We start from the raw sequence: 19,634 nt of genomic DNA on the forward strand, positions 1-19,634 counted from the left end.
AGATCCACCGAGAGAGCGATCAACTTGCGTGCGTCCGATTGCGGCAGATAAACGCTTGAGCTACATCCGACCCTGACCGCAAGAAGTCGCGTCTTAGGGAAACGAGCGCACGATGGCCGAGAGTGACACGGTGGCCGGGCACACCTACAGCCCGGCGATGGACGCGAGGACTCACGAACAGACCTATCGCGGGTTCGTCCGGTTCGTCGAAATTGCCACCGGCGTTGTGATCTGCTGGGTCCTGGCCCTTGCGATCGGCGGAATCCGCGAGGCTTGGCTGCTGGCCATCGTCGGCGTGATCGTGGCCGGAGCGGCAGGAGCCGTCGGTGCCCTGGCGCCGGCCGTGGGCTGGCGTGCGCCGCTGGTCGTGGGCATCCTCCTCGTCCTCTACCTGTTCTTCGCCTGAGGCGAGGCCCGAGCGGCCGGTTCGCCGGCTGCCTCGGATGAGGAGCTCGCTCGCATTCGCCGAGCGGGCCGCTGACGCATTGTTGGCAATTAAATTGAGCACAAGTTACATTCCGGCCGCTTCCAACGCGGTATCGTAGATCCGCCTCTCGAAAAGCGTCGCCGGTTCGCGCATTCGAAGGCCGAGCTTTTCCAGGGGAACCCTCGCATGCGCATTGCTGTGCTGTCCGAGACGGACTCCGCGGAGCCGCGCGTCGCCGCGGTTCCTGAGACCGTCAAGAAGTTCATTTCGCTCGGTGCCGACGTCGTGGTGCAGTCCGGTGCGGGCAAGAGAGCCGGCATCCTCGACAGCGAGTACGAGGCGGCCGGCGCCAGCATCGCTGGCAGCGCGGCCGACGCCGCCGGTGACGCCGATCTCGTGCTCAAGGTCCGCCGACCGAGCGCCGAGGAGCTGCCGCAGCTGAAGCGCGGCGCCACCGTGATCGCGATCATGGACCCCTACGGCAACGAGGCGGCCCTGAAGGCGATGGCCGAGGCCGGCGTCGACGGTTTCGCCATGGAGTTGATGCCCCGCATCACCCGGGCCCAGGTGATGGACGTGCTGTCCTCGCAGGCGAACCTCGCCGGCTACCGCGCGGTCGTCGATGGTGCCGCCGAGTACGGGCGGGCGATGCCCATGATGATGACCGCCGCAGGCACGGTGCCAGCCGCCCGCGTCTTTGTGATGGGCGTCGGCGTGGCCGGTCTCCAGGCCATCGCGACCGCCCGCCGCCTCGGCGCGGTGGTCACGGCCACCGACGTCCGGCCCGCCACCAAGGAGCAGGTCGAATCACTCGGCGCCAAGTTCGTGGCCGTCGAGGACGACGAGTTCAAGCAGGCCGAGACCGCAGGTGGCTACGCCAAGGAGATGTCGGCCGAATACCAGAAGAAGCAGGCGGAGCTCGTCAAGGGCCACATCGCCAAGCAGGACATCGTCATCACCACGGCGCTGATCCCCGGACGCCCGGCTCCCAAGCTGGTGTCCGAGGAGATGGTGGCCTCGATGAAGCCGGGTTCGGTCCTAGTGGATCTCGCGGTGGAGCGTGGCGGCAACGTCGCCGGCGCCAAGGCCGGTGAGGTCGTCACCAACGACCGCGGTGTGAAGATCGTCGGCCACGTCAACGTTCCGGGGCGCCTCGCCGCGACAGCCTCGAGCCTCTATGCGCGCAATCTCTACGCCTTCGTCGAGACCCTGATCGACAAGGACTCGAAAGCGCTCGCCATCAACTGGGACGACGAGCTGGTGAAGGCCACGAACCTCACCCGCGGCGGTTCGGTCGTCCACGCATCCTTCCAGCCCAAGACCGAGGGAGCGACCTCGGAAGCCGCGTCCGTGGGGCTCGCCAAGCCGGAGACCGGCACGGCCGCTCCGGCCGGCGCACAGTGAAGCCCGGCCGAGAGGAGTAGCAGAATGGCAACCGTCATCGTCCCTCCCGATCAGGCGGCCGATCAGGCCCGCGTGCTGGCCGACGCCGCGCGCGCGGCGGCCGCGGTGGCCCGCAACGCCGCCGACCAGGCACAGGTCATCGCCGACGGCATGGGCCACGGGCTCAGTGCCGCGACCGGCGGCGCCGTGGATCCCACGGTGTTCCGGCTCGCGATCTTCGTGCTGGCGATCTTCGTCGGCTACTACGTGGTCTGGTCGGTGACGCCGGCGCTCCACACGCCGCTCATGTCGGTCACCAACGCGATCTCGTCGGTGATCATCGTCGGCGCGATCCTGGCGGTCGGCGTTCCCCTGATCGAAAAGGGCACCGGACTGGCCCGGTTCTTCGGCTTCATCGGCATCGTGCTCGCCAGCGTGAACATCTTCGGGGGCTTCCTCGTCACGCAGCGCATGCTCGGCATGTACAAGAAGAAGGGCTGAGCCGGTGTCTGAGAACGTCTCCTCCCTTCTCTATATCGTCGCCGGCGTCCTGTTCATCATGGCGCTGCGGGGGCTCTCGCACCCCACCACCTCCCGGCAGGGCAACCTGTACGGCATGGTCGGCATGGGTCTCGCGATCCTCACCACGCTGGTCGGCCACCCGCCGGCCGGGTTCGGCGCCTGGATCCTCGTGCTCCTCGGCCTCGGCATCGGCGGCGGCGCCGGCGCGGTGATCGCCAAGCGCGTGCCGATGACCGCGATGCCGCAGCTCGTGGCCGCCTTCCACTCGCTGGTCGGTCTCGCCGCGGTCTTCGTGGCGGCCGGCGCGCTCTACGCGCCGCAGGCCTTCGGCATCATCGAGAACGGCCACTTCCACAAGCAGTCGCTGTTCGAGATGGGCCTGGGCGTCGCCATCGGCGCCATCACGTTCACCGGCTCGGTGATCGCCTTCGCCAAGCTCGACGGACGCATGTCCGGCAAGCCGATCATGCTGCCCCAGCGTCACCTCATCAACGCGCTGCTGGCCGCCGGCCTCGTCCTGCTCATCGCCCTGTTCATCGGCACCGAGTCCAAGGCGATCTTCTGGCTGATCGTCATCGCCGCGCTGGTGCTCGGCGGCCTGATCATCATCCCGATCGGCGGCGCCGACATGCCGGTGGTCGTGTCGATGCTGAACTCCTACTCGGGCTGGGCGGCAGCCGGCATCGGCTTCACCCTGGGCAACCTCGCGCTGATCATCACCGGCTCGCTGGTGGGCTCCTCGGGTGCGATCCTGTCCTACATCATGTGCCATGCGATGAACCGGTCGTTCATCTCGGTCATCCTGGGCGGCTTCGGCGGCGATACCGCGGCGGCCGGCACGGGCCAGGTCGAGACGCGCCCCGTGAAGCAGGGCTCCGCCGACGACGCCGCCTACATCATGAAGAATGCTGAGCGGGTCATCATCGTCCCGGGCTACGGCATGGCGGTCGCCCAGGCGCAGCACTCGCTCCGCGAGATGGCCGACATGCTCAAGAAGGAGGGCGTCGACGTGAAGTACGCCATCCACCCGGTGGCGGGGCGCATGCCGGGCCACATGAACGTGCTGCTCGCCGAGGCGAACGTGCCCTACGATGAGGTCTTCGAGCTGGAGGACATCAACGGCGAGTTCCCGCAGGCGGACGTCGCCTTCGTGATCGGCGCCAACGACGTCACCAATCCGGCGGCCAAGACCGACAAGGCTTCGCCGATCTACGGAATGCCGATCCTCGATGTGGAGAAGGCCAAGACCGTGCTGTTCATCAAGCGCGGCATGGGTTCCGGCTATGCGGGCGTCGAGAACGAGGTGTTCTTCCGGGACAACACCATGATGCTGTTCGGCGATGCCAAGAAGGTCGTCGACAGCATCCTGAAGTCGCTCTGAGGCCCGGGTCTCGGGCGGATTTCCGGGGCGGGCAGCGATGCCCGCCCTTTTTCGTTGCGACGGCGCGCGTTCGCCGACGCTGTTGCGGCGGTGCGCAAGATTCCGCGGCCCACCCGGTGTAGGGTGGCATCCGTGTCATCCGCCCCGCTCTCCGTCGATCTGCCGCCCTTCCTGGGGGTCGCCGCCTCCATCACCGGCCGGCGCTGGCAGGAGCGCTGTGGCGGCGCGGCAGTCCAGAATCACATCGCCAAGATGGTTCAGGCCCACGGCCTGCCGGAATTGCTCGCCCGTGTGCTGGCAGGGCGCGGGATCGGTCCGGAGGCCGCGCCGCGCCACCTTGCGCCGCGTCTGCGCGACCTGATGCCGGACCCGAATACGCTGCTCGATATGGACGCCGCCGTCCGCCGGCTCGTCCGGGCCGTGCGCCGCGGCGAGACGGTGGCGGTCTTCGGCGACTACGACGTGGACGGCGCCGCGAGCGCGGCCCTGCTCGCTGGCTACCTGCGCGGTGTGGGCCTGAGGGCTCCGATCCACATCCCCGATCGGATCACCGAGGGCTACGGCCCCAACATCGCTGCGATCACCGCATTGGCGGCGGACGGCGCGACGCTTCTGGTCTGCGTCGATTGCGGCACGAGCGGCCACGCGCCTCTGGAAGAAGCCGAGAAATCGGGCCTCGACGTGATCGTCCTCGACCATCATGCGGCCTCCGAGGTGCTGCCGCCGGCCCGCGCCGTGGTCAATCCCAACCGCCTCGACGACCTGTCGGGCCTCGGCCATCTCTGTGCCGCCGGGATCGTGTTCCTCACCCTGGTGGCACTGAACCGTGCCCTGCGGCTGGAGGGCTTCTTCGGGCCGGACCGCCCCGAACCGCAGCTCACCGATGCCCTCGACCTCGTAGCGCTGGCGACCGTGGCCGACGTCGTGCCCCTCACCGGTCTCAACCGGGCCTTCGTGACGCAGGGCCTGACGGTGATGCGCCATCGCGGCCGCATCGGCCTGGCGGCCCTGCTGGACGCGGCCTCGCTGAGCGAACCGCCGGAATCGTGGCATCTCGGCTTCGTCCTCGGGCCGCGCATCAATGCCGGTGGCCGCATCGGCGATTCGGCCCTCGGTGCCCGGCTTCTGACGACGGCGGACCCGAACGAAGCGGCCCGGATCGCCGCCGACCTCGATCGCCTCAATCGCGAGCGTCAGGCGATCGAGGCGCAGGCCGTCTCCGAGGCCGAGGCCGAGATGGACCGTGCCCTGACGCTCGACCCGACCCGCACCGTGCTGGTCACGGCCAGTCCTGAATGGCATCCCGGCATCGTCGGACTCATCGCGTCGCGCCTGAAGGAACGGTTCAACCGCCCGGCCTTCGCCTTCGCGATCCGACCCGACGGCAGCGCCACCGGCTCGGGGCGCTCGATCCCGGGGTCGGATCTCGGGCTTGCGGTGCGCGCCTGCGTCGAGGCCGGGATCGCCCTCAAGGGGGGCGGACACGCCATGGCGGCCGGCGTCACCGTGCGGACCGACGACATCCCCCGCTTCGAGGCGCATCTCGTCATGCTGCTGGGGGCGAGCGTGACCGTGGCGCGGGCGGCCGACGCCCTGCTGATCGATGGCGGACTCAGCGCCGGGGGCGCTACCGCGGAAACGGTCCGGCTGCTCCAGCAGGCCGGACCGTTCGGACAGGGCGCGCCGGAGCCGATCTTCGCCCTCGGGCGCCATCGCCTGGTCGATGCCGGCGTGGTCGGGTCGAGCCATGTCAGGGCCCGCCTGCGCAGCCGCGACGGACAGGCAGTGGGCGCCATCTGCTTCCGTGCCGCCGAGCGCCCCCTCGGCCTCGCGCTGCTGAACGGGATCGGTCGGGAACTGCACGTGGCCGGAACGCTGTCCTGCGACCGCTGGCGCGGGGCCGAGCGGGCCCAGCTCCGGATCGTCGATCTGGCGCCGGCGGACCCCTGAGAGCCGCTGCGTCAGGTTCCTGCCATGACAAGGGCCCAGAACCGCTTGTAGCGCGTGGTCGGCGCATCCACGCGGGCGATCCCGATCCTGCGGATCTGCGGCAGCAGCATATTCTTGTTGTGCTCGGGGCTCGCCTTCCAGCGGGCGAGCACCTGCTCGAGGGTCTCGGAGCCGGCACTGAGATTCTCCGCCGCCCAGGCTTTCGCCAGACCGACGGAGGCCATGCGCGACGTGAAGCTGCCGCCGATCTCGTGGCTGAGCTGGCCGTGGCGCGCGTTGTTGCCGGCCTGGAAGGCCGCCGCCTTCACGAGAACCGGATCGACCACGACGGGGCTCAGGCCGTTCTGAACCCGGTAGGCCGAAATCGCGGCCGCGGCCGCGACCTCGTCGAGCACGGCAGTGTGCGTCGCATTCTCAACGGACGCATCCGGCATGACGGAGACGCCGCCGCATGCGGTGAGGCTCATCAGAAGGGCGGCGGCGAGGGCGAACTTGAATTTCGGCACGGTCCGGACGGCGATCGGTGACAGACACCCGCCTCCCTCCAGGGCGGTTGCGGCGAAAGCGCGGCACGCGGCGCGCCCGCACGATGCCGCACTCGCGCGTGGCACGCGCGCCACGTACCCGGCGTGATCACGCCGCCAGGGACATGCCGGCCAGCATCGAGGGTGCGAAGGCGCGGAGGAGATCCAAGTCCAGATGACCGGTGCCGCCGACCATCGTCGCCAGGGCGTCGGCGGGGGTCGCCGATTGCCGATACGTGCGCCGCTCGGTCAGGGCCGAGAACACGTCGCAGATCGTCACGATGCGCACGAGGTCCGAGATGGCCGAGCCGGCCAGGCCGTCGGGGTAACCTTTGCCGTCCAGGCGCTCGTGGTGATGACGGACCACATCGATGATTGCCGCCTCGAACTCACCCTGGGCGACCAGCAGGTCGGCGCCGATATCGGGATGGCGCTGCATGAGCCGCATCTCCTCAGGATTGAGCGGCCCCGGCTTGTTGAGGATCTCGACCGGAATGCGCGACTTGCCGATGTCGTGCAGCAGCGCGGATCGAACCAATCGCGCGAGGTCGGTCCGATTGAGGCCGATCTGCGCGCCGAAGGTCGCAGCGTGTCCGGCGACGCCGAGCGTGTGCTGATAGACGCCGATCTCGTGGCGCCAGACTTCGGCGAGCCACGCCCCGATGCCGACCTCGGAAACGGCAGCGAGGACCAGCTCGGTTCCCCGCTCCACGTCGGCACGGCGGAGTCGGGCGCCGAGGGCGGCGCTGTCGAACAGGTCCGCGACGATTGCGGTGGCACCCGTGACGCGCTCCGCGAGCTGTCGCCGACGCGCCTCGGCCGACCGCGTCGCCTCCTCGATCATGGCGAAGACATTCGCCAGGACGATCTGGCGCGGTGCCGCGGCGGGGAGCTGGCGGAGGTTGGACGCCCCCGCCATGGGCTCGCCGCGTACGAGAACCAGGAGCGGGAGTGACGGCCTGTACCGGTCGAGAGTGGTCCGCAACGTTGCGGCTTGGACCGGTGGAAGATCCAGAATTACGAGGTGGGGCCGCTCGGCCGGGATCGGCGCGCCCGGCGAGAGCGCCCGGCAATCCATCACCAGCGCGATCGCGCGCTCAAGGGCTCTCTGCTCGGATGGGCGATCCGAAATCAGAAGGACGTAGGGGCCGTCCGAGAATCGCGATGCGGCGCCGAGGGCCAACGCGGTCGCTCCTCGCCCGCAGGGTCAACGATCCATTTACCCTACGCGCAAGTTTTGAGGAAAGCGTTAACCGTGCTCGGCGCCCTCACCGAAACATCGACGGATCGCGTCAGGCCAGCTTGGCGGAGGCGACGTCGCCGGTCGGTGCGACGGTCGAACGACCGGACGTGCGCTCGGAGCTCAGAAAGTCGGCGAACTTCACGGTCAGCAGCGCCTGGCAAACGGCGAAAGCGACAAAGATGGCGAGGAAGCTGGCGATCATCGGACTCTCCAGGGCGGCCGGGCACCGCGATATGTTGCGGTGCGAGAGATGTCATGCCGCCACGCAAACTGGTATGCCAGATAACGAATACCGTTCATGCGGCCTATGCATGGAAGGCGGAGATGAGACCGCATTCCGCACAGAAGCCGCACATCGCATGCGCCACGCTCGCAGTTGAGAGTAGCGCACAGAGACTTCGCGCCTTTCAAAATTTTTGCAGTGCGGCAACGCTTGTGCGCGATTTAATTTGTAACCAGCACTCGGTCGGGGTTCAGACCACCGGGTCGGTCGGTGCTGTCGCAGCCGAAGCGCACGACCGTGCGGCCCTCGCCGACGATTCCCGATGCGGTCGGCAAAGCGGTCGGCGAGGCTTTGTCGGTCGAAACGGACCCTGTGGGACGGTCTCGACGCCGATCAGTCCAGGTAGTCGCCGTAGGTGTCGACGTGCTGAGCCAGCCCGAGGCCATGCTCGCGCACGAGACGCTCTGCCAGGTCGGCATCTCGGGCTTCCAGAGCCGAGATGATGGCGACGTGCTCCCGGATCGAACGCTCGGCCCGGTCGCCCTGCCGGAGCGCCGTGCTGCGGATGCCCCGCACATGCATCAGGAGATTACTGGTCAGATCGGCAATCGCATCGCAGTGTCCCAGAGCGATGATGCGTTGATGGAAGCGGATGTTCGCGTCCGAGTACTCATCGATGTGCTCTGAGGGCTGTCCTTCGAAGAATTCCGGGAAGGACTCGCGCAGGGCGCGAAGCTGGGCATCGGTGGCGCGGGTGCAGGCGAGGCGAGCCGCCATGCTTTCCAGCGCCGTCCAGGCGTGGATCATGCTGACGATCTCGCGCTTGTTCTTCTTGATCACGAAGACACCGCGCCGCGCCTCGGACCGGACGAAGCCTTCCTGCTCCAGAACCGTCAGGGCCTCGCGCACGGGCGTCCGGCTGACGCCGAGATCCTGCGACAGCTTCCGCTCGTCGAGGCGGACCTCGTCCGGACGTCCGTAGATGTCCATGTTGGTGATGGCTGTCTTGAGCGCCTCGTAGGCCAAGGTCCGGAGACTGGAGCTGGCGACGATGGGCTTCACGCTCAGCGGTTCGGAATTCGACATCCCTCGTCCAGTCAGCTCACACGTATGATGTCTCGCACGCATTCTCTGTCGTGCGCTCCCAAGCGGACTAACCCAAACCTTGGCCAGATCCTAGTCAATTGCGGGGCGGCCCCACAGACCTGTGAGCTTTGCCGACTTTTCGCCCCGCGGAAGTTGTGCAGGCGCGGCTCCCCATTCGCCATTTTGGCCGCACGTTCGGCCGATCGGTTTTAATCCCGGCGCCGAAACGTGTATTTTTATGCCGGTTCGATTGACAGCCCGGAGGGATACCAGCACCATCCTGCTGGCATACCGTCGACCATCAGTCCCGCGCTGCTGAGTCCAATGCGGATGCTCGAGTACTTGAGACTTAATTTGCCTGCGGGCCAAGAATTTTTCAAAGAATCCCGGTCATCTTGTTCTGCCAAGCTGGGCCGCGGCAGGGCATACAGCCGGTCTGAGCACAGACCCCAACAATAATACTGCCAAGGAGGGATGGGTATGTCCGAGATCGTCAAACCGGCGGGGCGTGGCCGATGGCTGCAACTCGCCTTCGGCGTGGTCTGCATGTGCATGATCGCCAACATGCAGTACGGTTGGACCTTCTTCGTGAACCCGATGCAGGAGCGGCACGGCTGGGATCGCGCGGCGATCCAGGTGGCGTTCACGCTGTTCGTCGTCACCGAGACGTGGCTGGTCCCGATCGAGGGCTGGTTCGTCGACAAGTACGGCCCGCGGATCGTCACGCTGTTCGGCGGCCTGCTCTGCGGCATCGCCTGGGTGATCAACTCCTACGCCGACTCGCTCACCGTGCTGTACATCGCGGCCGCGATCGGCGGCACCGGCGCCGGTGCGGTCTACGGAACCTGCGTCGGCAATTCGCTGAAGTGGTTTCCCGATCGCCGCGGCCTCGCCGCGGGCATCACCGCGATGGGCTTCGGCGCGGGCTCGGCCCTGACCGTCGTGCCGATCCAGGCCATGATCAAGTCGCAGGGCTACGAGGCGGCGTTCTTCTACTTCGGTATCGGGCAGGGCGTCATCGTGATGCTCATCGCCCTGTTCCTGCGGTCGCCCGCGAAGGGGCAGGTTCCGGAGATCGCCCGGGTCAGCCAGTCGAAGCGCGACTACAAGCCCTCCGAGATGGTCCGCACGCCGATCTTCTGGGTCATGTACGCGATGTTCGTCATGATGGCGGCCGGCGGCCTGATGGCCACCGCGCAGCTCGGCCCGATCGCCAAGGACTTCAAGATCGCCGACGTTCCGGTCTCGCTGCTCGGGATCACGCTGCCGGCGCTGACCTTCGCGGCCACGCTCGACCGGGTGCTCAACGGCGTGACGCGTCCGTTCTTCGGCTGGGTCTCCGACCATATCGGCCGCGAGAACACGATGTTCCTGTCCTTCGCGATCGAAGGCCTGGGCATCTACGCGCTCAGCCAGTTCGGCCAGAACCCGATCGCCTTCGTGCTTCTGACCGGTCTCGTGTTCTTTGCCTGGGGTGAGATCTACTCCCTGTTCCCGGCGACCTGCGGAGACACGTTCGGCTCGAAATACGCCGCCACCAATGCCGGCCTGCTCTATACGGCCAAGGGTACGGCGGCGCTGATCGTCCCCTATACCAGCGTGCTCACGACCATGACCGGGAGCTGGCACGCGGTGTTCCTGGCGGCAGCGGCCCTCAACATCGTCGCGGCCCTTCTGGCGCTCTTCGTCCTGAAGCCGATGCGGGCCGCCTATACCAAGAAGCCCGAGGCGAGCCTCGCGCCGGTCCTGGCCCAGTAACGCGGTCCAGGCGACACGAACCGACGAGAATGAGCCCGGCGCCGTCTTTACGGCGCCGGGCTTCCTGCATACCGGGGACCGGGCTTTCCGGAGATCGGGTATGGATAGGGACGAGCGGATCGCGCGGGAGAGCGTCGTGGCGGCGGCACGGGCGCTCGACGCCCAGGGGCTGAACCGCGGGACGTCGGGGAACGTCTCGGTGCGGTTCCGCGATGGGCTCCTGATCACACCCTCCGGCATGCCCACCGACAGGACGGGACCGGACGATGTGGTCCCGATGGCATTCGACGGCACCCACCCGCCGGATCAGAAGCCCTCTTCGGAATGGCGCTTCCATCGGGACATCCTGGTGTCCCGTCCGGAATTCGGTGCGGTGGTCCACGCACATCCGGTCTACTGCACCGCTTTCGCCATGTGCGGTCAGGCGATACCGGCGATCCATTACATGATCGCCGCCTTCGGAGGCCCGAGCGTGCGCTGCGCGCCGTATGCGCCCTATGGCACCGCTGAACTCTCGGACCTGGCCCTGACGGCGCTGGCCGATCGCAACGTCTGCCTCCTCGCCAACCACGGCATGATCGCGGCCGGCACCGATCTGGAGAAGGCCCTCTGGCTCGCCGTCGAGCTGGAAACCCTCTGCCAGCAATACGCCGTCGCCCGGCAGATCGGGACGCCGATCGTCCTGTCCGATGAAGAGATCGGCATCACCGTCGAGCGCTTTCGCGGCTATGGGCTGAATGCGGCGGGGAGCACAGGCTCAACGACCGCGTAGCCGAGAGGCCCCCGCGGGATCGGTCGGGCGCCGCGCCGTCTAAGGTCGGATGCGCTCCACCGCCGGCGCGGGCATCCTACCGCCCGAGCACCTGCCCGACCGCCAGCCCGACCTCCTGGGCGAACGCGGCGGCCGCGATCTTCTTGCCGCCCTCCGCCTTGACCTTGCGGATCTCGATCCGACCACCCTGCGCGCAAACGCTGAACCCCGCGTCGTCGATGGCGATCACCTCGCCGGGCTTGCCCACGACATCGCCGAGCTTACGGACCCGATGCAGGGTGGAATCGAAGATCTGGAGCTTCTTGCCGTCGAGCGTCGTCCAGGCGCCCGGCGCCGGATTGGCCGCGCGGATCAGGTTGTAGATCTGCTCGGCATGGGCGGACCAGTGGATCTCCGCCTCCGCCCCCCGGAACCAGCCCTCGTAGCTGGCGGCATCCTCATCCTGGTCGATCTCGACATGCTCTCCCGCAACGACGAGATCGGCCGCCTCGAGCATCGCCTCGACGCCCATCGGGAACAGGTTGTCGAAGTAGACGTCGCCCAGCGTCGCATCGGCGCCGATCGGGCAGGTCTTCTGCAGGATCACCGGCCCTTCATCGAGCCCGTCGGTGGGCCGGAAGATCGTGAGGCCGGTCTGCAGCTCGCCGCGGGCGATCGGCCAGTTGATCGAGGACGGCCCACGATACCGCGGCAGCAGGCTCGGATGATACTGGATGGTGCCGTGCTTCGGGATGTTGACGAAGCTCTGGGGCGCGAATTGCAGCACGTAGGCCATGATGCCGATGTCGGCATCGAGCCCGCGCATCGCGGCCTCGGCCTCGGGACTCTTCAGGCTGGGGAACTGGAAGACCGTCAACCCCTTCTCGACCGCCGCGGTCTTGAGGACGTCCGGCTTGGCGCCGGGCTTCTCGGGCGCGCAGAACACCGCGGCGACCTCATCGCCTCGCTTGAGGAACGCCTCCAGGACCGCCTTGCCGAAATCCTGTTGGCCGATGAAGGCGATGCGCATGCAATCTCCTGGTCTTCGACCGGGCCCATGGCGGCCCGGGAAAGGGACGGTCGGAGCGCGGGGCGCGGCGGCGAACGGTCGTGCCCCGTTGGTCGGACGGCGTCATCCGAAGTCCGGGACGGTGCGGCCCCGGACACGACGGCGGCGAACCCAGGCCGGAGCCAGGGATCGCCGCACGCCGCTCACTCTGCGGCGATCTTCTGAACGACGCCGATCGCGCCGGACTCGGAGATTTCACCGACCTCGGCCTCGGAATAGCCCAGCACGCTGCGCAGGATCTCCTCGGTATGCTCACCGAGCAGCGGGGAGCGCTTCACGTCGCTCGGGCTCGCCGACAGCTTGATGGGATTGCCCACCGTCAGGTACTTGCCGCGCGTCGGATGGTCGACCTCGACGATCGTGCCGGTCTTCCGCAGCGACTCGTCCTCGGCGATCTCCTTCATGGACAGGATCGGGCCGCAGGGGATGTCGTACTTGTTCAGCGTGTCCATCACCTCGAACTTGGACACCTTCATCGTCCACGCCTCGATCCGCGTGAAGATCTCGTTGAGATGCGGCAGTCGGGCCTTCGGCGTGGCGTAGTTCGGGTCGGTCTTCCAGCTCGGCTCGCCGATGATGTCGCAGATCGGCTCCCACACGGCGGCCTGGGTGATCACGTAGATGTAGGCGTTCGGATCCTGCTCCCAGCCCTTGCAGCGCAGGATGCGGCCCGGCTGACCGCCGCCGGAATCGTTGCCGGCGCGCGGAGTCGCCTCGCCGAACGGGATGCCTTCACCGAACTGGCTGTATTCCTTCAGCGGCCCGTGCTCGAGCCTCTGCTGATCGCGCAGCTTCACCCGGCACAGGTTGAGCACGCCGTCCTGCATCGCGCAGTCGACCTTCTGGCCGAGGCCGCTCTGGGTCCGGTGATACAGCGCCGTGACGATGCCGAGCGCGAGGTGCAGACCCGTTCCGGAATCACCGATCTGCGCCCCCGTCACCATCGGGATACCGTCCCGGAAGCCCGTGGTCGAGGCCGAGCCGCCGGCGCATTGCGCGACGTTCTCGTAGACTTTGCAGTCCTCGTAGCGGCCGGGACCGAAGCCCTTCACGGAGGCCAGGATCATGCGCGGGTTGGCCTCGTGGATCTTCTCCCAGGTGAGGCCCATGCGGGCGAGCGCGCCGGGTGCGAAGTTCTCGACCAGGACGTCGCATTCCTTGATGAGGCGCCAGAGGACCTCCTTGCCCTTCGGATTCTTCGAATCCAGCGTGATCGAGCGCTTGTTGTGGTTCAGCATCGTGAAATAGAGGCTGTCCACGTCAGGAATGTCCTGAAGCTGCTGACGCGTGGCGTCGCCGACACCCGGCCGTTCCACCTTGATGACGTCTGCACCGAACCAAGCCAGGAGCTGCGTGCAGGTCGGGCCGGATTGAACGTGGGTGAAGTCCAGGATGCGGACGCCTTCGAGGGCCTTGGTCATGATCGGTCTCGGAGCTGGAGTCGGATTCGGGAATGTCGGAGGGCGGCTCAGGCCGCGCGGAATGCCGGCATGCTGCCTGCACGGGTCGGTGACGGGCAACGTGCGACGCCGGGGCAGGGACCTCTCATCCTCGAACGGATCATGTCTGCTATCCCTCCCAATGCGCGGTCTCGTCGTGTCGCGACACCGTCACTCGGACCCTGGGTGACGAGTCCTTGAATTTGTATACCACATGCCATTCGCCGGATGCGAGTGCCGATTGTGGATCGGGCCTGTGCGGCCCGTGACGAAGCGTAAGCCGGCCAGACGCGGCGCTCAACAGACAGCTTGCAGCCTCGGACCAGGTGGGAGCGCCCCTTGGCATTCGCGGCCGGGCGGTCCATGATTTCGCCAAAATTGGCCCGCCGCCGCGGGATTAAAGTCGCAACGCTGCACGAGGAACGCCCATGCTCGCCAGCACCAGCCTGATCAAATCCTCCTGGATCGCCGTCGACGTCGCCCGAGACCGCGCCGAGCGCGTCCTCGTCGTGGAGACCTACATCGCGGTCAGTCCGCTCGAGCCGAACTACGATGCCGCGCAGTACGAGCGTGTCCTGGCCTGCGTCCAGAACGTGCTCAAGTCGCACCCGGAGATCGACCGCGCGTCGATCCTGAGCATGCACCGCGGTTCCGGATGCACGGCGCTGTTCCGAGACCAGTCCGCCAAGCAGTCCGCCGCCGCCTGAGGGTCTCAACCCTCTCCGTCTTCGGCTGGCCGGGAGAGATCCGGCGGGTCCAGGGCGACGCGCGCCGCGTGAAACCACCAGAGCGGTATGTCGCGATTGGCTTGGGCCAGTTCCGAGGCCCAGCCTTCCTTCGGCATCACGTCGGCGCGGTCGGCGAACAGGCGCAACGCCGCCTCCGCGCGCTCCCTGCGGCACCGTTCCGCGATGGCCCGGCGCTCGGCCTCGGCGCGCGCATCCGTCTGCTCGATGAGGCGGCGGGTCGCGAGATCGTCGGCATCGAAAGCGAATTGCTGCCAGAACGCCTCCGCCTCCCGGGCGACGTCGCGCTCGCGGCGGAGCGTGGCGAACGCTCCCTCGGCCGCCTCCCGGGCCGCTTCGGCCGTTTCAGCGCGCGCGAGAAGACGGTTGTTGGCCTCCAGAAGCTCGCGCTCCCGCTCCGGCGACATCCGCTGCCGACGCAGCACCCGCAATTCCTCCTCGTCGGCGAGGCGGCTCAGAAGCCATTCGGCGAGCGGGCCGTCGGCAAGGGCGTCGGCGGAGCGGCGATAGCGCTCGCGCAGACCCGGGTGACGGATCTCGAAATCCGCGGCCTCCCAGCCCGCGCACGCCTCGCCCGCCGGCCGGTCGTGATCGTAAAGGGTCCGCGCCAGGGCGTCGCGCAGGTCGTCCGGAAGTCGTGCCGCAGCGTGTCCGTTCATGAACCTGCATTCGCGATGAGCGATCGACGGAACTCTAGAACGCGCGCGCGCGACCGATGAGGCCATCGCGGTCTGGCGAACGCGGATTTTTCTACGCAGTCTATGGGCGCGCCGGCGGCGGCGCCCAGGGTCGTTCGGGGCCCGGCCGTCGGGTTGCCCGGATCGGGCCCGCATCTGGGCTCCCCCTCCACCGCGACCCCGCGTCAGGGCGGCGGATCTTCGGCTCGGGCGGGGGCCACGATGGATCGTCGCTCCTCCTGCTTGCCGCAACCTGTCGGGACAGGCCGAAGGCCGCCGCGCGGGACAATGCGCGATCGCCGCGGCGACGGGAAGGCCCGGGCTTCCGCCACGTCGCGCCACCCGCAGCCGACCGGCAGGTCGGCCCCGCGCTCACGATCCTGGCTGCGGGAGACCACGGGGCCTTCGATTCCCGATGGCGCGCTTCGAGGGCTCAGGATACATCCCGATCTGCGCGCTCCACACGTCGATCCCAGTCGATGGTCCATACAGGCTACAATCCGGCGCTCGTCGCCCTGTCGATCGGCCTCTCCATCTTTGCGTCCTACACAGCGCTGGATCTGGGCAGTCGCATCCGAGGGCCCGTCGCGGCGGGCCCCCGCTGGCCGTGGATCACCGGCGCTGCGCTCGCCATGGGCGGCGGCATCTGGTCGATGCATTTCGTCGGCATGTTGGCCTTCGAAACCGGCATGCCCACCACCTACGACATCGGCCTGACCCTCCTCTCCCTCGCGATCGCCGTTGCGGCCACCGGCGCCGGCTTTCTGTGGGTGGAGCGGACCGGGGAGGGGCTCGGCAGCATCCTCGTGGCGGGCGTGCTGATGGGTCTGGGGGTCGCCGGCATGCACTACACCGGCATGGCGGCGCTTCGGATCCCCGGCGACCTTTCCTACAATCGGCCCATAATCGCGCTCTCGGTGGCGATCGCCGTGACCGCGGCGACCGCGGCCTTGTGGCTCTCGTTTCACCAGCACGGCGTCTGGCAGAAGCTTGTCGCGGCCTGCGTCATGGGGGTTGCCGTGGCCGGCATGCATTACACCGGCATGGCCGCCGCGACGATCACCGTCGATGAAGGCGCCCCCCACGCCGCCCATGCGATGACGAGCGTGCAGGGCCAGCAGAATCTCGCGCTCTACGTCGCCGGCGCGACCTTCCTCATCCTGTTCCTGGCGATCCTCGCCTCGTCCCTGGACCAGCAGCGGGTGCAACGCGAATTGCTGGCGAGCGAGGCACGGTTTCGAGCCGCGGTGCAGGCCGTGCGTGGCGTCCTGTGGACCAACGATGCCGAAGGCCGGATGCTCGGCGACCAGCCCGGCTGGAGCGCGATCACCGGCCAGACGCGGGCGGAGTACCAGGGCTACGGCTGGGCCGACGCGGTGCATCCGGACGACGTGCAGGCCTCCATCGAGAGCTGGAACGCAACCGTCCGGGCGCGACAAACCTACGTCCACGAACACCGGGTCCGGTCCCGCGACGGATCATGGCGACATTTCGCAATCCGCGCCATTCCGGTGCTCGATGCACGCGGCGCGATCCGGGAATGGGTCGGCGTCCATACGGACATCACCGAACAGAGGCAGGCCGAAGCCGACTTGCGCGAGTCCAACGAGGAGATCCAGCGCTACGCCTATATCGTGAGCCATGACCTGCGCGCGCCGCTCGTCAACGTCATGGGGTTCACCAGCGAGCTGGAGGCGACCCGGACCGAGATCCAGGCGGCCCTTCGCGGGCACCCGGAGGCGGAGCGGCTCGACGGCGATCTCGCCGAGGCGCTCGGCTTCATCAAGGCGGCGGTGAACCGGATGGAAGGGCTGATCGCCGCCATCCTGAAGCTCTCCCGAGAAGGGCGGCGGCAATTTTCCCCCGAGCGCCTCGACATGACGAATCTGCTGCGCGACGTGGCGGACGCCCAGAGGCACCAGACGGAGGCCACGGGCGCCACCGTGACGATCGCCCCCGACCTGCCGACGATCGTTGCCGATCGCGTGGCCGTCGAGCAGGTCTTCGGGAACCTGCTGGACAACGCCGTGAAGTATCTCGACCCCAGCCGGCCGGGACGCGTGACCGTGACCGCCACGGCCGTCGGAGACCGTCGGGTTTGTTTCTCCGTCGCCGATAACGGCCGGGGGATCGCCGCACGGGATCATGCCCGCGTCTTCGAACTCTTTCGACGCTCCGGCCTGCAGGATCGCCCGGGCGATGGAATAGGCCTGGCCCACGTCAAAGCCCTGGTGCGCTCGTTCGGCGGCCGGATCGAGGTCCGTTCGGAACTCGGCGTCGGCACGACGTTCGACGTGACCTTGCCCCGCGCTCCGGCTACAGCGGTCCAGATAGACCCCGAACCGGCGCCCATCGCCGCCGAATGAGCGTGGAGCCCGCCCGTGCATCCTGTCAGCATCGTGATGATCGAGGATGACGAGGGGCATGCGCGCCTCATCGAGCGCAACATCCGTCGCGCCGGCGTCAACAACGAGATCGTCCCGTTCCGGAACGGCACCTCGGCGCTGGACTACCTGTTCGGCGCGGACGGCACCGGCGAGGCGAGTGCCCGGCGGCATCTGCTGATCCTGCTCGATCTCAACCTGCCCGACATGACCGGCCTCGACATCCTGGAGAAGGTCAAGGCGAACCCGCATACGCGGCGCTCCCCGGTGGTTGTGCTGACCACCACGGATGACAGCCGCGAGATCCAGCGCTGCTACGATCTCGGGGCCAACGTCTACATCACCAAGCCGGTCAGCTATGACGGCTTCGCGAACGCGATCCGTCAGCTCGGATTGTTCTTCTCGGTCATGCAGGTTCCCCAGAACCCATGAGCACCGGGCGTGTCAGCGGGGACGGGACCGCCGCGGCGGCACGCATCCTCTACATCGACGACGATCCAGGCCTCGGTCGCTTGGTCCGGCGCGCCCTGGAGGCCCGGGGCTACGCGGTCGAGATCTGTCCCGACGGCGCCGCGGGGCTGGCACGGCTGGCGCAGGGCGGTATCGATGCCGTCGCCCTGGACCATCACATGCCCGGCCAGACCGGCCTCGATCTGCTGCCGGAAATCCGTGCCCTGCCTGAGGCGCCCCCGGTCATCTACGTGACGGGCTCCGAGGACAGCCGCGTCGCCGTCGCGGCCTTGAAGGCCGGCGCGGTCGACTACGTCTGGAAGGACGTTCAGGGGCAGTTCCGGGAGCTGCTGGGCGAGGCCGTCGCCACGGCGCTGCGGCAGGAGAGCCTGCGGCGCGACAAGGAACGCGCCGAAGCGGAGGTGCGTGAGGCGCGCGACCGCGCCGAACTGCTTCTGCGCGAGGTCAACCATCGCGTCGCCAATTCCCTGGCCCTCGTCGCGGCCCTTGCGCATATGCAGCGCAACGCCGTCACGGATTCGGCTGCCAAGGCTGCGCTCGACGAGATGCAGGCCCGGATCTCGGCGATCGCCGGGATCCATCGGCGCCTCTACACCTCGGACGACGTCGAGTCCGTGGAGCTCGACGCCTACCTGCAGAGCCTCGTCGAGGAATTGCAGGCGGCCATGCGGGCGAGCGGGCGGGATCATGCCATCCGGCTCCGGGCGGCGCCCGTGCGCCTCTCGACCGACAAGGCCGTCTCGGTGGGCGTGGTCGTAACCGAACTCGTCACCAACGCGTACAAGTACGCCTATCCGGTCGGCACGTCGGGCGAGATCCGCGTGGCGATCGAGTGCGATGCCGCCGACACCGTGCGGCTCGCTGTCGAGGATGATGGAATCGGCTGGACCGGAGAGGGTGAGATCCGCGGGACCGGACTCGGCTCACGGATCGTGCGTGCGATGGCATCGAACCTGCGCTCGGCATTGTCGTATGCCCCCGGATCTCCGGGCACGCGGGCGGTTCTCGCCTTTCAGGTCTGATCGCGCAATCTCAGCCGTCGGTCCGGCTCGCGATTCGATCGAGGGCGTCGAGCATCGGCACGAGCGAGTCCTCGCCGAGCTGGTGGAAGCCCAGGGCCCGACTCATGAACAGGCCGAGGATCGCGAAGAACAGGACGGAACCCTCGCCCGGACGGGCGCCGTCGATCTGACCGAGCTGATCCAGCTGATCCACCACGAAGGCCTGGAACCCCTTCTGCGCCTCCGGCGACTCCATCGAGGCCAGCAGGAGGGCGCGCGCGGATTCGTTGTCCTCGCAATAATGCCCGCGCACATGCGCCACCATCGCCTTCGGGAACTGAGACGGGCCGGCGGGGATCGCCGCAGCGCATGCCGCGATCTCCTCGCGCACATCCGCAAGCTTTCGGGCGACCAGAGCCACCACCAACGCATCCTTCGACGCAAAATGGTGCAGAACCCCGCCTTTGCTCAGCCCGGCCTCGGCGGCAACCGCGTCGATCGTCAACCCCCGCACGCCCGCCTTGAGCAGCACCGCGGCGGCGGCCTCAAGGATGATCTCGGGCCGGGCCGCCAGCCGTTGTCGCTTCACCTGCATCGCT

General features: G+C 67.9%; 19 protein-coding genes. 11 read left to right on the plus strand and 8 right to left on the minus strand.

The features are described from left to right. The first annotated feature begins 112 nt into the window (after positions 1-112). From PQI07_RS18300 to recJ, 5 genes are all read left to right on the plus strand, one after another. On the plus strand, positions 113-406 hold the full coding sequence (locus PQI07_RS18300) for an aa3-type cytochrome c oxidase subunit IV (protein ID WP_043357734.1): 294 nt from the start codon (positions 113-115) through the stop codon (positions 404-406). 207 nt (positions 407-613) lie between these two features. Continuing rightward, entirely contained in the window at positions 614-1,831 is a 1,218-nt protein-coding gene (locus PQI07_RS18305) for a Re/Si-specific NAD(P)(+) transhydrogenase subunit alpha (RefSeq protein ID WP_043357735.1), read from the plus strand. Between the two features lie 24 nt (positions 1,832-1,855). After that, positions 1,856-2,311: a proton-translocating transhydrogenase family protein gene (locus tag PQI07_RS18310; protein WP_192707681.1), complete on the plus strand. Its 456-nt coding sequence runs from the start codon at positions 1,856-1,858 to the stop codon at positions 2,309-2,311. Between the two features lie 4 nt (positions 2,312-2,315). Then, a complete protein-coding gene (locus PQI07_RS18315; protein WP_043357739.1) occupies positions 2,316-3,713 on the plus strand; it encodes an NAD(P)(+) transhydrogenase (Re/Si-specific) subunit beta in 1,398 nt (465 codons plus the stop codon). 132 nt (positions 3,714-3,845) lie between these two features. Further along, entirely contained in the window at positions 3,846-5,663 is a 1,818-nt protein-coding gene (recJ, locus tag PQI07_RS18320; protein WP_274927138.1) for a single-stranded-DNA-specific exonuclease RecJ, read from the plus strand. An 11-nt stretch (positions 5,664-5,674) separates the two neighbouring features. Here recJ and PQI07_RS18325 read toward each other — a convergent pair whose 3' ends face one another. From PQI07_RS18325 to PQI07_RS18340, 4 genes are all read right to left on the minus strand, one after another. Then, positions 5,675-6,130, minus strand: coding sequence for a CAP domain-containing protein (locus PQI07_RS18325; RefSeq protein ID WP_210274774.1), 456 nt, complete (start codon positions 6,128-6,130; stop codon positions 5,675-5,677). A 166-nt stretch (positions 6,131-6,296) separates the two neighbouring features. Further along, positions 6,297-7,370, minus strand: coding sequence for an HD-GYP domain-containing protein (locus tag PQI07_RS18330; RefSeq protein WP_274927139.1), 1,074 nt, complete (start codon positions 7,368-7,370; stop codon positions 6,297-6,299). 109 nt (positions 7,371-7,479) lie between these two features. Next, the gene (locus tag PQI07_RS18335; protein WP_167380416.1) at positions 7,480-7,632 is read right to left on the minus strand and encodes a hypothetical protein; all 153 of its coding nucleotides are present in this window, start codon (positions 7,630-7,632) and stop codon (positions 7,480-7,482) included. A 414-nt stretch (positions 7,633-8,046) separates the two neighbouring features. Then, entirely contained in the window at positions 8,047-8,739 is a 693-nt protein-coding gene (locus tag PQI07_RS18340; protein WP_043357745.1) for a GntR family transcriptional regulator, read from the minus strand. Positions 8,740-9,219: 480 nt separating this feature from the next. Here PQI07_RS18340 and oxlT point away from each other — a divergent pair, with 480 nt between their 5' ends. Continuing rightward, entirely contained in the window at positions 9,220-10,497 is a 1,278-nt protein-coding gene (gene oxlT / locus PQI07_RS18345) for an oxalate/formate MFS antiporter (protein ID WP_075380389.1), read from the plus strand. Between the two features lie 100 nt (positions 10,498-10,597). After that, the gene (locus tag PQI07_RS18350; RefSeq protein WP_043757949.1) at positions 10,598-11,269 is read left to right on the plus strand and encodes a class II aldolase/adducin family protein; all 672 of its coding nucleotides are present in this window, start codon (positions 10,598-10,600) and stop codon (positions 11,267-11,269) included. A 76-nt stretch (positions 11,270-11,345) separates the two neighbouring features. On the opposite strand, the gene PQI07_RS18355 is transcribed toward PQI07_RS18350, so the two are convergent. Both PQI07_RS18355 and frc read right to left on the minus strand, forming a co-directional pair. After that, the gene (locus PQI07_RS18355; protein ID WP_075380388.1) at positions 11,346-12,278 is read right to left on the minus strand and encodes a methionyl-tRNA formyltransferase; all 933 of its coding nucleotides are present in this window, start codon (positions 12,276-12,278) and stop codon (positions 11,346-11,348) included. 182 nt (positions 12,279-12,460) lie between these two features. Continuing rightward, a complete protein-coding gene (gene frc / locus PQI07_RS18360) occupies positions 12,461-13,738 on the minus strand; it encodes a formyl-CoA transferase (RefSeq protein ID WP_043351422.1) in 1,278 nt (425 codons plus the stop codon). Positions 13,739-14,184: 446 nt separating this feature from the next. Between frc and PQI07_RS18365 the strand changes: the two genes are divergently transcribed. Then, a complete protein-coding gene (locus PQI07_RS18365; protein WP_043380811.1) occupies positions 14,185-14,463 on the plus strand; it encodes a hypothetical protein in 279 nt (92 codons plus the stop codon). A 5-nt stretch (positions 14,464-14,468) separates the two neighbouring features. On the opposite strand, the gene PQI07_RS18370 is transcribed toward PQI07_RS18365, so the two are convergent. Further along, positions 14,469-15,227, minus strand: a complete 759-nt coding sequence (locus PQI07_RS18370) for a hypothetical protein (RefSeq protein ID WP_274927140.1) — start codon at positions 15,225-15,227, stop codon at positions 14,469-14,471. 431 nt (positions 15,228-15,658) lie between these two features. Between PQI07_RS18370 and PQI07_RS18375 the strand changes: the two genes are divergently transcribed. The 3 genes from PQI07_RS18375 to PQI07_RS18385 are packed head-to-tail and all read left to right on the plus strand — an operon-like array spanning position 15,659 to position 19,056. Continuing rightward, positions 15,659-17,545, plus strand: a complete 1,887-nt coding sequence (locus PQI07_RS18375) for an MHYT domain-containing protein (RefSeq protein ID WP_274927141.1) — start codon at positions 15,659-15,661, stop codon at positions 17,543-17,545. Positions 17,546-17,581: 36 nt separating this feature from the next. Then, positions 17,582-17,995, plus strand: coding sequence for a response regulator (locus tag PQI07_RS18380; protein ID WP_043351430.1), 414 nt, complete (start codon positions 17,582-17,584; stop codon positions 17,993-17,995). Then, a complete protein-coding gene (locus PQI07_RS18385) occupies positions 17,992-19,056 on the plus strand; it encodes a sensor histidine kinase (protein WP_051975973.1) in 1,065 nt (354 codons plus the stop codon). Before PQI07_RS18380 ends, PQI07_RS18385 begins: the two co-directional genes overlap by 4 nt. A 10-nt stretch (positions 19,057-19,066) precedes the next feature. On the opposite strand, the gene PQI07_RS18390 is transcribed toward PQI07_RS18385, so the two are convergent. After that, positions 19,067-19,630: a TetR/AcrR family transcriptional regulator gene (locus PQI07_RS18390; protein WP_043351415.1), complete on the minus strand. Its 564-nt coding sequence runs from the start codon at positions 19,628-19,630 to the stop codon at positions 19,067-19,069. Positions 19,631-19,634: the final 4 nt, after the last annotated feature.

This window comes from Methylobacterium sp. 092160098-2, assembly GCF_028920805.1.
In the GTDB taxonomy this organism is placed as follows: domain Bacteria; phylum Pseudomonadota; class Alphaproteobacteria; order Rhizobiales; family Beijerinckiaceae; genus Methylobacterium; species Methylobacterium fujisawaense.

Excerpts from the sequence above, each read along its gene's own strand:
- PQI07_RS18325 (WP_210274774.1), bottom strand. The coding sequence starts at position 6,130 with ATGAGCCTCACCGCATGCGGCGGCGTCTCCGTCATGCCGGATGCGTCC.
- PQI07_RS18355 (WP_075380388.1), bottom strand. The coding sequence starts at position 12,278 with ATGCGCATCGCCTTCATCGGCCAACAGGATTTCGGCAAGGCGGTCCTG.
- PQI07_RS18310 (WP_192707681.1), top strand. The coding sequence starts at position 1,856 with ATGGCAACCGTCATCGTCCCTCCCGATCAGGCGGCCGATCAGGCCCGC.
- PQI07_RS18365 (WP_043380811.1), top strand. The coding sequence starts at position 14,185 with ATGCTCGCCAGCACCAGCCTGATCAAATCCTCCTGGATCGCCGTCGAC.
- PQI07_RS18385 (WP_051975973.1), top strand. The coding sequence starts at position 17,992 with ATGAGCACCGGGCGTGTCAGCGGGGACGGGACCGCCGCGGCGGCACGC.
- PQI07_RS18305 (WP_043357735.1), top strand. The coding sequence starts at position 614 with ATGCGCATTGCTGTGCTGTCCGAGACGGACTCCGCGGAGCCGCGCGTC.
- PQI07_RS18335 (WP_167380416.1), bottom strand. The coding sequence starts at position 7,632 with ATGATCGCCAGCTTCCTCGCCATCTTTGTCGCTTTCGCCGTTTGCCAG.
- PQI07_RS18370 (WP_274927140.1), bottom strand. The coding sequence starts at position 15,227 with ATGGCCTCATCGGTCGCGCGCGCGCGTTCTAGAGTTCCGTCGATCGCT.
- PQI07_RS18375 (WP_274927141.1), top strand. The coding sequence starts at position 15,659 with ATGGTCCATACAGGCTACAATCCGGCGCTCGTCGCCCTGTCGATCGGC.
- PQI07_RS18340 (WP_043357745.1), bottom strand. The coding sequence starts at position 8,739 with ATGTCGAATTCCGAACCGCTGAGCGTGAAGCCCATCGTCGCCAGCTCC.
- oxlT (WP_075380389.1), top strand. The coding sequence starts at position 9,220 with ATGTCCGAGATCGTCAAACCGGCGGGGCGTGGCCGATGGCTGCAACTC.
- PQI07_RS18350 (WP_043757949.1), top strand. The coding sequence starts at position 10,598 with ATGGATAGGGACGAGCGGATCGCGCGGGAGAGCGTCGTGGCGGCGGCA.
- PQI07_RS18300 (WP_043357734.1), top strand. The coding sequence starts at position 113 with ATGGCCGAGAGTGACACGGTGGCCGGGCACACCTACAGCCCGGCGATG.
- frc (WP_043351422.1), bottom strand. The coding sequence starts at position 13,738 with ATGACCAAGGCCCTCGAAGGCGTCCGCATCCTGGACTTCACCCACGTT.
- PQI07_RS18380 (WP_043351430.1), top strand. The coding sequence starts at position 17,582 with ATGATCGAGGATGACGAGGGGCATGCGCGCCTCATCGAGCGCAACATC.
- PQI07_RS18390 (WP_043351415.1), bottom strand. The coding sequence starts at position 19,630 with ATGCAGGTGAAGCGACAACGGCTGGCGGCCCGGCCCGAGATCATCCTT.